The 11,656-nt window shown below is 70.0% G+C and carries 14 protein-coding genes; 9 read left to right on the top strand and 5 right to left on the bottom strand.

Annotated elements, in window-relative coordinates:
* Positions 1–167 precede the first annotated feature (167 nt).
* On the top strand, positions 168–641 hold the full coding sequence (locus tag BN948_RS26280) for an NUDIX hydrolase (protein WP_009515914.1): 474 nt from the start codon (positions 168–170) through the stop codon (positions 639–641).
* Here the strand turns inward: BN948_RS26280 and BN948_RS25815 are convergent.
* Entirely contained in the window at positions 528–2,075 is a 1,548-nt protein-coding gene (locus BN948_RS25815; protein WP_009515916.1) for a sensor histidine kinase, read from the bottom strand. The two genes, BN948_RS26280 and BN948_RS25815, sit on opposite strands and share 114 nt — an antisense overlap.
* Positions 2,076–2,256: 181 nt before the next feature.
* Positions 2,257–3,408 (bottom strand): tRNA 2-thiouridine(34) synthase MnmA, encoded by a 1,152-nt coding sequence (gene mnmA / locus BN948_RS19625; protein WP_009515918.1) that lies wholly within the window; start codon positions 3,406–3,408, stop codon positions 2,257–2,259.
* Positions 3,409–3,537: 129 nt separating this feature from the next.
* Between mnmA and BN948_RS19620 the strand changes: the two genes are divergently transcribed.
* The 4 genes from BN948_RS19620 to BN948_RS19605 all read left to right on the top strand — a co-directional run bounded on the left by BN948_RS19620 (position 3,538) and on the right by BN948_RS19605 (position 5,705).
* Complete coding sequence (locus BN948_RS19620; RefSeq protein ID WP_009515920.1) at positions 3,538–3,801, top strand: PepSY domain-containing protein; 264 nt, start codon at positions 3,538–3,540, stop codon at positions 3,799–3,801.
* Entirely contained in the window at positions 3,798–4,331 is a 534-nt protein-coding gene (locus BN948_RS19615; protein ID WP_009515921.1) for a cytochrome b/b6 domain-containing protein, read from the top strand. Before BN948_RS19620 ends, BN948_RS19615 begins: the two co-directional genes overlap by 4 nt.
* A gap of 46 nt (positions 4,332–4,377) precedes the next feature.
* Entirely contained in the window at positions 4,378–4,788 is a 411-nt protein-coding gene (gene arfB, locus BN948_RS19610) for an alternative ribosome rescue aminoacyl-tRNA hydrolase ArfB (protein WP_009515922.1), read from the top strand.
* 173 nt (positions 4,789–4,961) lie between these two features.
* Positions 4,962–5,705, top strand: coding sequence for a hemerythrin domain-containing protein (locus BN948_RS19605; RefSeq protein WP_035623288.1), 744 nt, complete (start codon positions 4,962–4,964; stop codon positions 5,703–5,705).
* A gap of 34 nt (positions 5,706–5,739) precedes the next feature.
* Here BN948_RS19605 and BN948_RS19600 read toward each other — a convergent pair whose 3' ends face one another.
* Complete coding sequence (locus BN948_RS19600) at positions 5,740–7,110, bottom strand: GAF domain-containing protein (RefSeq protein ID WP_009515924.1); 1,371 nt, start codon at positions 7,108–7,110, stop codon at positions 5,740–5,742.
* Positions 7,111–7,117: 7 nt separating this feature from the next.
* Entirely contained in the window at positions 7,118–7,609 is a 492-nt protein-coding gene (locus tag BN948_RS19595; RefSeq protein ID WP_035623309.1) for a hypothetical protein, read from the bottom strand.
* A 115-nt stretch (positions 7,610–7,724) separates the two neighbouring features.
* Between BN948_RS19595 and BN948_RS19590 the strand changes: the two genes are divergently transcribed.
* A complete protein-coding gene (locus BN948_RS19590) occupies positions 7,725–8,327 on the top strand; it encodes a TetR/AcrR family transcriptional regulator (RefSeq protein ID WP_009515928.1) in 603 nt (200 codons plus the stop codon).
* Positions 8,328–8,399: 72 nt separating this feature from the next.
* On the top strand, positions 8,400–9,287 hold the full coding sequence (locus BN948_RS19585) for an alpha/beta fold hydrolase (protein WP_009515930.1): 888 nt from the start codon (positions 8,400–8,402) through the stop codon (positions 9,285–9,287).
* 16 nt (positions 9,288–9,303) lie between these two features.
* On the opposite strand, the gene BN948_RS19580 is transcribed toward BN948_RS19585, so the two are convergent.
* The gene (locus tag BN948_RS19580; protein ID WP_009515932.1) at positions 9,304–9,780 is read right to left on the bottom strand and encodes a MarR family winged helix-turn-helix transcriptional regulator; all 477 of its coding nucleotides are present in this window, start codon (positions 9,778–9,780) and stop codon (positions 9,304–9,306) included.
* 93 nt (positions 9,781–9,873) lie between these two features.
* Here BN948_RS19580 and BN948_RS19575 point away from each other — a divergent pair, with 93 nt between their 5' ends.
* Complete coding sequence (locus tag BN948_RS19575; RefSeq protein WP_009515933.1) at positions 9,874–10,932, top strand: cupin domain-containing protein; 1,059 nt, start codon at positions 9,874–9,876, stop codon at positions 10,930–10,932.
* 14 nt (positions 10,933–10,946) lie between these two features.
* Positions 10,947–11,648, top strand: coding sequence for a fumarylacetoacetate hydrolase family protein (locus tag BN948_RS19570; protein ID WP_009515934.1), 702 nt, complete (start codon positions 10,947–10,949; stop codon positions 11,646–11,648).
* The last annotated feature ends 8 nt before the right edge of the window (positions 11,649–11,656 follow it).

Here is an 11,656-nt window from a genome sequence, read left to right as displayed (position 1 = left end):
CTTCTTCGCCGTCTCGGGCGTGACGGCCACACGGGTCTCGCCCGCCAGTGTTTCGGCGGGTACGCCTATGAGCATGGGTGTCTCCTCGCGCTCGGGTCTGAAATCAGCGGGCGAGCTTAACCCGAAAGCCCCCGCAGCCACGGGGGCGCCCACCATAATCGCCGCCCATGAATTCCCGCTGGGCACCGAGCGTCACCGTGGCCACCCTCGCCGAGCGCGATGGCCGATACCTTCTGATCGAGGAGCACACGCCCGAGGGCTTGCGCCTGAACAACCCGGCCGGGCACCTGGAGCCGGGCGAGAGCCTGGTGCAGGCCGCCGTGCGCGAAACGCTGGAAGAGACCGCGCACCACTTCAGCCCCGAGGCGCTCGTGGGGGCCTACCTGGCCCGCTTTGAACGCGCGGGAGAGTCCATCACCTACCTGCGCTTCGCCATCAGCGGGCGCGTGGGCGAGGCGATCGCCGGGCGCACGCTCGACCAGGGCATCGTGCGCGTCTGCTGGCTCACGCCCGAGGAGGTGCGCGCCTCAGCGGGGCGGCACCGCAGCCCCCTGGTGCTGCAGTGCATCGAGGACCACCTGGCCGGGCGCCGCCTGCCGCTGGACGTGCTGCACACCCACGCCAGCGTGTTCACCGGCTGAGCGCCGCGGCTCGGGCAACCACAACGAGAAACAGGTGCCGTGCCCCTGGCGCGAGCGCACCGTGAGTTCGTGCCCGAGCAGCGTGGCCGCTTCTTTCACGATCACCAGGCCAAGGCCGACGCCGCTGTCCGTTTCGGTGCCGGGCTCCCCGCGGAAATGCCGCTCGAACACCTGCGCCTCGGGCTCCGGCGGCAAGCCACCGCCCGTGTCCCACACCTGCAGCAGCACACCCGCGCGCCGCACGCGGCAAGAGACCAGAACACCGCCCGACCCGGTGTAGGTCACGGCGTTGTTCACGAGGTTGAAGACGATGCGCTGCAGCAGCGGCGCGTCGGTGGTGACCGAGACCAGGCAGGGCGTGACCGACCAGCGCAGGCCTTTGGCTCGCGCCTGGGGGCCGAACCTGGCGTCCACCTGCTCGAGCAGGGATTCGAGCGAGAAGGTCTCGCGGCGCGGCTGCAGCGCCCCCATCTCGAGCCGGGCCACGGTCATCACGGCGTCCAGCAGGCGATCGGCCGTCTCCAGACCAGCCTTCATCTGCTCAAGCATGGGCCCCGGGTTGCGCAGCGGGCGCTGGCGGTCCAGCGATTCGGCCGCCAGCGTGATGGCGTACAGCGGCTGGCGCATGTCGTGGCTGACCGCGGCGAGGAAGCGCGATTTCTCGGCGATGGCGCGGCGCGCCATGTCGCGCTCGATTTCTGTGCGCTGGCGCTCCGAGCGCTCGCGTTCGGTGGCCTGCCGCTCAACGCGAAAGCGGTCGGCCAGCGCGAAGGACAACAGCACCATCTGCCACGCGGCACCGATCGCGAGTGCGTGGGCCACCAGCGGGTGCCCCGGCAGCCAGCCCATGCCATGGACCCCGTGGAGCAGCGCGCCGGCCCAGAGGCAGGCCCAGGCCACGGTGAACGGCCAGACGGCCGGGCGGCGCTCGCGCAGGCCGTCGACCACCAGGGCGGTCAACGTCAGCGCGGTGGCGGCCACCAGCCAGGGCACCAGCCGCTGGCCCGGCGACATCGGGGGAAACAGGCCCGACAGGAACACGGCGGCCCAGCACCAGGTGAGCGCGCGCGACGCGCGGTCCAGCCACGGTCCATGCGCGGCGGGCTGGAGGAAGCTGCGCGCGAAAGGCAGCGACAGCCCACATCCCAGTGCCAGCGACAGGTTGACCAGATGGTGTGACAACAACACGCCGCCGGGCCACGGGAGCGGCGCCAGAAGGCCCAACTGCCAGGCCACCAGCGCGCTGGCCAAGCCCACGTAGTGGAGATGGGCTCGATCGCGGAGCCTGAGGTACTGAAGCGCGTTGTGGAGGATCAGCCCGGCCAGCAGGCCGAAGTAGGCGCCGTTCAGGCCATCGGTCCACGGGTCGTGCCGGGACGCGACCGGCGAAGCGGCGCAGGGCAGCGCCGTCAGCCACGGCCCCGCACAAGCCATGACCCACTGCCACCCCTGACCGACAGGCGCCCCACCGTGCATCGACACCCCGCGATACGCGCGGCCCGCGAGGTCCGCGGGCCAACCGAGTGAGGGGCAGTATTTGTGGGTCGGGCGGCGGCCTCAATACTGCGATGGCAGTAGATCCCCAGGGGGTAGGGGTGTCACCGCCGGGGCCGCTTCAAGCCGTCAGCGCGGCGGGCGGCGCGTAGGCTTCGTCGCCCGAGGCCGCCTCGGTAACGATCACGCCACCGCCCAGGCAGACCTCGCCGTCATAGAGCACCGCGCTCTGGCCTGGAGTGACCGCCCACTGAGCCTGCTCGAAGCGCAGCACGAAGCCGTCGTCGCCCAGCGGCTCGATGGCGCAAGGGGCGTCGGCCTGGCGATAACGTGTCTTGGCAGCCAGCGCGCCGGCGCGCGGCGGCTCGCCGGCCACCCAGCTCGCGTCGTGCGCGCGCAGGCGCGGCGACAGCAGCCAGGGGTGGTCGTGCCCCTGCACGGCCCACAGGGTGTTGCGGGCGATGTCCTTGCGCGCGACGAACCAGGGCTCATGCTCGCTGCCGCCCTTCTGCGCGCCCTTGGCCCGCACGCCGCCGATGCCCAGGCCCTGGCGCTGGCCCAGGGTGTAGAAGCTCAGGCCCACGTGCTCGCCGATGGTGCGGCCGCGCTCGTCCTTGATGGGGCCGGGCGCGCTGGCGATGTAGCGGTTGAGGAACTCGCGGAAGGGGCGTTCGCCGATGAAGCAGATGCCCGTGCTGTCCTTCTTCTTGGCGTTGGGCAGGCCGATCTCGGCGGCGATGCGTCGCACCTCGGTCTTGGGCAGCTCGCCCACGGGAAACATGGTCTTGGCCAGCTGGGCCTGGGTGAGGCGGTGCAGGAAGTAGCTCTGGTCCTTCAGCGGGTCCAGGCCCTTGAGCAGTTCATGGCGGCCGGCGCGCTCGCGAACCCTCGCATAGTGGCCGGTGGCGATTTTCTCGGCGCCCAGGCGCATGGCATGGTCGAGAAAGGCCTTGAACTTGATCTCGGCGTTGCAGAGGATGTCGGGGTTGGGCGTGCGCCCGGCCTGGTACTCGCGCAGGAACTCGGCGAACACGCGGTCCTTGTACTCGGCGGCGAAGTTCACGTGCTCGATGTCGATGCCCAGCACGTCAGCCACGCTGGCGGCGTCCAGCCAGTCCTGGCGACTGCTGCAGTACTCGCTGTCATCGTCGTCTTCCCAGTTCTTCATGAAGATGCCGACGACCTCGTGCCCCTGCTGCTTGAGCAGGTACGCACTCACCGCGGAGTCCACGCCCCCGCTCAAGCCCACCACCACACGCTGCTTCGCTTTCATGGGGCGGAATTATCCCAGCGGGCCTTCAACCCCGGCGCGCGCGGGGCCGTGCGCATTTAAGGTGCATTTCAGACACCCCCCTTTCAATGGCGCGGCCCGCATGTGCGGGCGTCACCGGAGTGTTCCCAGATGAAATCCCACGCCATCGCTGTCACCGTCCTGGGCTTGACCCTGGCAGGCACCGCCCTTGCAGGCCCCACCTGCGCACCCGACCGGAACGGCTGGAAGCCGGAGGCCGAATTCAGGAAGGAATCGCAGGCGCAGGGCTACCAGATCAAGGTCTTCAAGGTCACCAAGGGCAATTGCTACGAGATCTACGGCCACGACAAGGCTGGCAAGAAGGTGGAGATCTATTTCGACCCGGTCTCGGGCAAACCGGTGAAATCCGAATGAGGCACGCACCCGCCAGCGAAAGGGTGTGGGACCCGTTTGTTCGCGTTTTTCACTGGTCGCTGGTGGGCTTGGTCGTGCTCAACCTGTGGGTGCTGGAAGAAGGCGAAGCGCCCCACGAATGGGCGGGGTACGCCGCGGTCACGCTGGTGCTGCTTCGGGTGGTCTGGGGCTTCATCGGCACGCGCCACGCGCGCTTTGCCGACTTCTGGCCCACACCGGCGCGCCTGCGCGCCCACCTGCTGGCCTGGCGGCGCGGCGAGTCGCGAACCGCCACGCCAGGCCACAACCCCCTGGGTGCCTTGATGATGCTCACGCTCATGGGGCTGGTGCTGCTGCTCGGGCTCACGGGCTGGCTTCAGGGTACTGACCGCTTCTGGGGCAACGAGGCCTTGCAGGATCTGCACGAGGCGCTCGCCGATGGCCTGGTCGTCCTCGCGGGGCTGCACGCGGCCGCAGCCCTGGTGATGGGCCGCCTGGAGCGCACGCGCCTGGTCAAGGCCATGTTCACGGGCGTGAAGGAACGCTACTGAGCCGTGCGCCGGGCCCGCTCGGGCGTGCAGGCCCTAGACTGCCGCCATGCCCGAGCGCCCGACAATCGACCCCGCCGAGGTGGACTTCACCGCCATCCGCGCCCAGGGCGCGGGCGGGCAGAACGTGAACAAGGTGAGCAACGCGGTGCACTTGCGCTTCGCGGTGCGCGGTTCCTCTCTGCCCGAGGCGGTGAAGGCGCGGCTGCTGGCGCTCAGCGACACGCGCCTGACGCAAGAGGGCGTGATCGTCATCAAGGCCCAGGGCAGCCGAAGCCTGGAGCAGAACAAGGCCGAGGCGCTGGCCCGCCTGCAAGCCATGGTGGACGCGGTGGCCGTGCCGCCCAAGGAACGCCGCGCCACCCAGCCCACGCGCGCCTCGCGCGAGCGGCGGCTGGAGGGCAAGGCCCAGCGATCGCAAGTGAAGCAGGCGCGAGGCCGCCTCCGCGGACCGGATTGAGGCCTTTCTCCTCCGCCTGGGGGAGGCTTAAGGTCCTTTTAGGAAGCACTTAAGCGTCATTTAGCGGCGCGAAGACGGGGCCTTCGCGAGACTTCCCGGCATGGATGAGCGGCGCATGGGGCGCCGCCGCCACCGCCCAGTCGCCGGGCGTTACCGGCGCCCAAGGACCCACCATGCAATCGCACCCGATCGAGTTCACCGCCATCGCCGCCGCCGCCCGCACCGGCGATGGCCGCTTCAACATGTACGCCGGCATCCACAAGGCGCTGCGCGCCGTGATGACCGACACCCTGGCCGCCGTCGGCCGCGCCGACCCCGCCGACGAGGCCGAGGTGCACGACGCCTGCGACCGCGTGGTCGAGCTGATGGAGATGGCCGAGCGCCACGTCGAGCACGAGAACCGCTTCATCCACCCCGCGCTGCGCGCCCGTTGCCCGGGCGTGTGCGACGCGGTGGCCGAGGACCACGAGGACCACCTGCGCCACACCGCCCACCTGGCCGATGCGGCGCGCGGGCTGGCCAGCGTGCCGGCCGGCGAGCGCGCCGGCGCCCTGCACGCGCTCTATCTGGCGCTGGCCCTGTTCGTGGCCGACAACCTGCAGCACATGCACGCGGAAGAGACGCGCCACAACGCCGCCCTCTGGACCACCTACAACGACTTCGAGCTGCTGGCCATTCACGACGAACTCGTCGCCAGTATCCCGCCCGAGGAAATGATGACCACGGTGCGCTGGATGCTGCCCGCGATGAACGCCGAGGAGCGCTGCCTGCTCGTGAACGACCTGCAGGCCAAGGCCCCCGCCCCGGCGGTGGCGGCGATCCTGGACCTGGCGCGCGCCTATCTGAACGCGCGCGACTGGGCGAAGCTGGCGCGTGGCATGAACCTCCCGCCGGTGCCCGGCCTGGTCAGCGCCTGACACCGCCGGCCGACAGCCGCTGGCGGCCGGGCACTCAGGGGCTTTCGGCCAGCTCCACCGGCGCCAGCGCGTCGAAGCGGAAGCAGCCACGCCCGGTCTTCTGCAGGCGCAGCGCCGGGCACTGCTCGCCCAGGCGGCGGTGCAGCAGCAGCAGGCGCGCCTCCAGGTTGTCGCTCACGTCGGGCAGGCCCAGGCTGTTGTCGAGCCTCAGCTCGCGGTTGGTGAACTCGCTGCGGCCGGCGCGGTGGTCGTTGAGCAGCTTCCACAGGATGGCGCCGGCCACGCCCTTGATAAGGTAGGCGTTGTTCACGAAGATGCTGTCGTCGCGCCGGTAGCGGCGCACGCGCAGCAGCGGCGCGGCCGCCGCGCCCGCCGCGTCGGCGTCGGCTGCGGTCCCGTCCTCGCCGCAAGGCTCTTCGGACTCGTGCATCAGGTCGATGCCCGCCGCGAGCTGCCCCGCCAGGGTGACGAGCAGGTCCTCGTCTTCGTGGGTCAGGCGCATCTCCTGTTCGCTTTCCACGAACAGCACGCCCAGCACGCGTCCGGCCGACACCAGGGGGGTGGCCAGTTGGCTGCCGGGCCGCCTCAGGCCGGGGTATGGGATCTCGGCACCGGCGTCGCGCGGGCCCAGGCTGTCGGCCAGGGCCTGGTTGTAGAGCGTGGCGCTGGTCATGTGGTTGATGCGCACGGTGGTCCCTTCGCGCGCGGCCACGCCGATGACGCCATGGCCGAGCGCGATTTCCGAGCCCACGCCCGACGTGGCGTAGCCGCGGCTGGCCACGGTGTAGAGGCGCCCCGCCGCGCCATCGGCAATCAGCACCATGGCCTGCGGCATGTCCAGGTCATGCTGCAGACCGTCCAGCGCGGCCTCGAGCAGCGCGTCCAGCGTGCGCGAACGGGCCAGCCGCTGGCTGGCGCGCCGCAGCACCGCCAGCGGCTCGGGACGCACCTGCGGCGCGGGCAGCGGCGGCGCGCTGGCGGGCGCCACGCGTTCGATGGCCAGCACCTGATGAATGTCGGCACCGCGCAGCAGAAACACCGCCTCCAGCCGTTCGTGCGAAGCGATTCCCGCGAGCTGCGCCTTCATGCGCTCGAACACCGGCCCGTCGGTTTCGGTGCGCAGGTACTTCAGGTGCAAGCGGTAGAAGTGCAGGTCCACCGGGTTGGTCACCAGCACCGTGGAGCGCGGATGCGCCAGCAGGTTCTGCCGGGTGCGGTTGAAGAACTGGAACGACAGCGCGACGTGGTGCTCGTCCACGTGGTGCACCTGCGAGAGGTAGGCCACGTTGGGTGTGCCGTCGGCGGCCACGGTGGCCATCACGGCCGGAATGACGCCTTCCAGGCAGGGCCGCAACTCGGCCATGGTGGCGCGCTGCGCGATGGTGAAGGCCTCGGGCGCATTCATCGGACGCTCACTGGGCCTGCAGCGGGCTGCCCGCTCGTTGGCCGGGGGTCTGGTCGTAGGCCTCGTCGGGCTCGAATTCCACCGCCACGAGCTCACCCGGGTCATGCGCCAGCAGGGCCTGCGCGTAGACGGGTGCGAAGCCGACGGTGGAAATCTCCTGCTCCATGGAGCGCCGGTAGCGGTCCATGAAAGGCTGGTCGTCGGCGCGCGCCTCGCGAATGCTCACGCGCCGGCTCTTGAGCTGCAGCGTGAGGTGGGTGCTGGGCTGGCTGAAGACGGCGGCGAGCCGGCCAGTGGCGGCGATGTCGGCCAGCAACTGGCGCGACTGTGAGCGCCCGAGGTAGGCGGTGATGCGGCGCCCGCCATCGTCGATGCGGCTGCCGACGGCGCGCATTACGCTGGGGTTGAGTGCGTGGTCGCAGCTGCTCAGCATGAGCGACACCCCCTTGACCAGCATGGCCAGGAACTCGGGCTTGAGCGGCGGAAGGGGTGTGTCCATGGGGCCTGCGGCGCGGATCGCGCGGATCATAGCCAGCGGCCATTCATCGGCCAAGAATTGAGCCGGACGGCAAAGGGATTTGGCATTTCGCACATTCGTGCTAAATTGCGCCGCCATGGACGCCCGGACCCAGAAAAGCGAAATGACGCGCGCCGCCATCATCGGCGCCGCGCTCGACCTCGCCTCGGCTGAGGGGCTGGAGGCCATCAGCCTGCAGGCGGTGGCCGACCGCATCGGCCTGTCCAAGAGCGGCGTGTTCTCGCGCGTGGGTTCGCGCGAGGCCCTGCAGAAGGCGGTCATCGAAGAGTTCGGCCGCCGCTTCCTGGCCGACGTGTTCGTGCCGGCCATGCAGGCGCCCAAGGGCCTGCCGCGGCTGAGCGAGATCGTGCGGCGCTGGCTGATCCGCCTGCGCGACGTGGAGGCGCACACCGGCTGCCTCTACACCTCGGGCGCCTTCGAACTCGACGACCGCGAAGGTGAACTGCGCGACCTGCTGCTCGGCGAGGTGACGCGCTGGCGTGCCGCCCTGCGCCGCACCGTGCTGCAGGCCGTCGAGGCGGGCCATCTCAAGGCCGACACCGACCCCGAGCAACTGGTCGGCGAGATCTGCAGCCTGGCGATCGGGCTGGTCCACGACGTGCGCTTCCTGCGCGACCCCCGCGCCACCGAACGTGCCCAGGCCACCTGGGCGCGCCTGCTCAAGACCTACGAAAGCTGAGGAACAGCGCCACCGCCGTTCCTTTTTGTGTGACCATATTTCGCACAGTCGTGCGATTTCAGGAGATCCGCGATGAACAGCACCTCGTTGCAAACCGCTTCGGCCTATTACCAGGCCAACCCCGGCACGCGCTGGCTGCGCTGGGCGCTCGGGCTGTCCGAGCGCGTGTGGCCGGCCCTGGCCGTGCGCGGCGCGTACCGCGTGTTCGGCACGCCGCTGCCGTCCAAGTGGCTGCACCGGCGCCAGCCGGACCTGGCCCGCTGGAACCTCACCCGTCTGCCCTTCGAGGACGCCAGCCTCACGCTTTACCAGTCGCCGCCCGGCCCACACGGGCCGGTGGTGCTGTTGCTGCACGGTTGGGGCGGCTACGCCCAGCAGATGCTGCCACTGGCGAAGGCCCTCATCGCACAGGGCCTGCGCCCCGTGCTGGTGGACCTGCCGGCGCACGGCCGCAGCGAGGGCAGCACCAGCAACCTGCCGCAGTTCGCGCGCGCCATCGAGTACCTCACCGCGCGCCTGCAGCAGCAGGGCCACGAGGTGCGGGCGGTGGTAGCGCATTCGCTGGCGGCCAACGCGCTGGCCTACGCGGCCGCGCGCGGCCTGGCCGTGCCGCGTCTGGCGCTGCTGGCGCCGCCGGCCTCGCCCTACGCCTACACGCGGCTGTTCGCCATGGTCTTCGGCCTGAGCGAAGAGACGCGCGCGCGGCTGCAGCAGCGGGTGGAGGCGCGCGAGGGCATCCTGATGCGCCAGTTCGAGCCCGCCGCGGTGGGGCCGCGCGTGGCGCAGCCCACGCTGATCGTTCACGACCGCGAGGACCGCATCAACCGCTTCGCCGACGCCGAGGCATTTCGCGACGCGATTGCCGGCGCGCGCCTGCTGGAGACCAGCGGCCTGGGCCACACGCGCCTGCTGCGCGACGACGACGTGGTGCAGGCGGTGGTGGAACACGTGCGGGGCTGAGCCCCGCGCGTTCGGCTCACTTCACCGCTTCGCTCGGCGCGCGGCTGAGCGCGTTGTTCTCGTCCACCACGATGCGCATCAGGCGCATGAACTCGGCGCGCTGACGCTCGGTCAGCGGAGCCAGGATCTGCTGCTGCGCCTGCAGCATGGCCGGCACCGCGTCGGCCAGCAGTTGTTCCCCCGCGGCCGTGAGCCACAACTGGCGCACGCGCCGGTCGGTGGGCGCCGCGCGGCGTTCCAGCACGCCGCGCTGCTCCAGGCGGTCCACCACGCCCCCCGTGGTGGAAGCGTCCAGCGCAACGGTGCGCGCCAGCGTGCGCTGATCGATGCCCGGCTGGTTGGCCACGGTCTGCAGCGCCGCGTATTGCACCGGCGTCACGCCCAGTTCCGACAACTCTTGCAGGAAGATGCCCACCGAGATCTGGTGCAAGCGCCGGATGTAATAACCCGGCTGATCGTCGATGCTGACCCCGGACGGCTCGGAACGTTTCATGGATGGGCGACGGGAGGAAGTGGACAGCATGCTATCAGGACACTTAAGATGAGAATGCTTATGATCAGTATGCTTATCAATTAGGAGGCAAGCATGAACGACCTCGGCCGCCTGGAAGACCTGCCCGCCGACTACGTGGCCGCGCTGCGCGAGCGCAACCTGGTGCCGCTGTGGCCCAGCCTGCGCGGCGTGCTGCCACCACAGATTCCCACGCGCCAGACGAAGCCCACGCACTGGGCCTACGCGGACATCAAGCCGCTGCTGCTGAAGGCCGGCGAGCTCACGCCGATCGAGAAGGCCGAGCGCCGCGTGCTGGTGCTGGCCAACCCCGGCCACACGCTGGAGAAGATGCAGGCCAGCGCCGCGCTGTACCTGGGCATGCAGTTGCTGCTGCCCGGCGAGTGGGCGCCCAGCCACCGCCACACACCCAACGCGGTGCGCATGGTGGTGGAAGGCGAAGGCGCCTGGACCACGGTGGACGGCGAGAAGTGCCCCATGAGCCGCGGCGATCTGATCCTCACGCCCACCGGCCGCTGGCACGAACACGGCCACGATGGCGACCAGCCCGTGATCTGGCTCGACGTGCTGGACCTGCCGCTCATGTATTACCTGGAGGTGAGCTACCACCTCAATGGCGGTCGTCAGGAAACCCTTCCCGGCCGCGGCGACCGCGCGTACAGCCGCGCGGGCCTTCTGCCCACGCCGGTGTTCGGCCGCAGCGGCAAACGCTACCCCATGCTGCGCTATGCCTGGGCCGACGCCAAGGCCGCGCTGCAGTCCATCGACGCCGACCGGCCCGACGTGGACCACGTGCAGTTGACCTACACCAACCCCGAGACCGGCGAGGACGCCGAGAACGTGCTGGGTTTTCATGCGCTCATGCTGCGCCCGGGCCAGACCCTGCAACTGCCCGCGCGCTCGCCGGCCTGCGTGTACCACGCCATCGAAGGCCGCGCGCGCGTGAGCGTTGCTGGTCACGATTTCGACCTGAAAGAAGCCGACACCTGCTGCATCCCGGGCTACACGCCCACCAGGCTGGTGAACGCCTCGGCCAGCGAACCCGCCTTCCTCTTCGTCGCCGACGAGTCGCCGCTGCACCGCAAGCTCGGCGTCTACGAGGTGCGCCCCGACAACCAACCCGCCATGCCCTGAGCCCCGGACCGACCATGCCGCAGTACCTTTTCAACCCGCCCGCCGTCGCAGCCCTGCCCATTCAGGGCAAGAGCGAGCTCTTCCCCGTCAACCGCCTGTTCTTCGTGGGCCGCAACTACCACGCGCACGCGGTGGAGATGGGCAAACCCGTGGACAAGTCGGTCGAGCGGCCGTTCTACTTCACCAAGTCGATCGGCACGCTCACGCCTTCGGGCAGCACCGTGCCCTACCCCAGCGAGACGAACAACTACCACTTCGAGATGGAGCTGGTGGTGGCGATTGGCCGCGCGGGCTTTCGCGTGGCCGCGGCCGATGCGCATGAGCTCATCTACGGCTACGCCGCCGGCCTGGACATGACGCGGCGCGACCTGCAACTGGTGGCACGCGACAAGGGCCGCCCCTGGGACCTGGGCAAGGACATCGAGCAGGGCTCGGTGTGCAGCGAGATCGTGCCGATGCCGTTCACGGTGATCGAGCGCGGCGCGGTGGAGCTCACGGTGAATGGCGCAACGAAGCAGAAGTCCGACGTGGACAAGCTGATCTGGAACATCCGCGAGATCATTGAAGACCTCTCGCGCTTCTACCACCTGCAGGCGGGTGATCTGATTTACACCGGCACGCCCGAGGGCGTTGGCGCGGTGGTCAGCGGGGACCAACTCGAAGGCCGGGTGGAAGGCGTGGGCAGCGTGTCGCTCACGATCGGCGCCGCCGCCTGATCCGCCGG

The organism is Hydrogenophaga intermedia, assembly GCF_000723405.1.
GTDB classification, from domain to species: Bacteria; Pseudomonadota; Gammaproteobacteria; order Burkholderiales; family Burkholderiaceae_C; genus Hydrogenophaga; species Hydrogenophaga intermedia.
This window is presented reverse-complemented; position numbering and strand designations above follow the sequence as displayed.

Coding starts and splice junctions, on each gene's coding strand:
- mnmA (WP_009515918.1), bottom strand. CDS start 3,408: ATGAAAGCGAAGCAGCGTGTGGTGGTGGGCTTGAGCGGGGGCGTGGAC.
- BN948_RS19570 (WP_009515934.1), top strand. CDS start 10,947: ATGCCGCAGTACCTTTTCAACCCGCCCGCCGTCGCAGCCCTGCCCATT.
- BN948_RS19605 (WP_035623288.1), top strand. CDS start 4,962: ATGCAATCGCACCCGATCGAGTTCACCGCCATCGCCGCCGCCGCCCGC.
- arfB (WP_009515922.1), top strand. CDS start 4,378: ATGCCCGAGCGCCCGACAATCGACCCCGCCGAGGTGGACTTCACCGCC.
- BN948_RS19620 (WP_009515920.1), top strand. CDS start 3,538: ATGAAATCCCACGCCATCGCTGTCACCGTCCTGGGCTTGACCCTGGCA.
- BN948_RS19580 (WP_009515932.1), bottom strand. CDS start 9,780: ATGAAACGTTCCGAGCCGTCCGGGGTCAGCATCGACGATCAGCCGGGT.
- BN948_RS19615 (WP_009515921.1), top strand. CDS start 3,798: ATGAGGCACGCACCCGCCAGCGAAAGGGTGTGGGACCCGTTTGTTCGC.
- BN948_RS19575 (WP_009515933.1), top strand. CDS start 9,874: ATGAACGACCTCGGCCGCCTGGAAGACCTGCCCGCCGACTACGTGGCC.
- BN948_RS19585 (WP_009515930.1), top strand. CDS start 8,400: ATGAACAGCACCTCGTTGCAAACCGCTTCGGCCTATTACCAGGCCAAC.
- BN948_RS26280 (WP_009515914.1), top strand. CDS start 168: ATGAATTCCCGCTGGGCACCGAGCGTCACCGTGGCCACCCTCGCCGAG.
- BN948_RS19595 (WP_035623309.1), bottom strand. CDS start 7,609: ATGGACACACCCCTTCCGCCGCTCAAGCCCGAGTTCCTGGCCATGCTG.
- BN948_RS19590 (WP_009515928.1), top strand. CDS start 7,725: ATGGACGCCCGGACCCAGAAAAGCGAAATGACGCGCGCCGCCATCATC.
- BN948_RS25815 (WP_009515916.1), bottom strand. CDS start 2,075: ATGGCTTGTGCGGGGCCGTGGCTGACGGCGCTGCCCTGCGCCGCTTCG.
- BN948_RS19600 (WP_009515924.1), bottom strand. CDS start 7,110: ATGAATGCGCCCGAGGCCTTCACCATCGCGCAGCGCGCCACCATGGCC.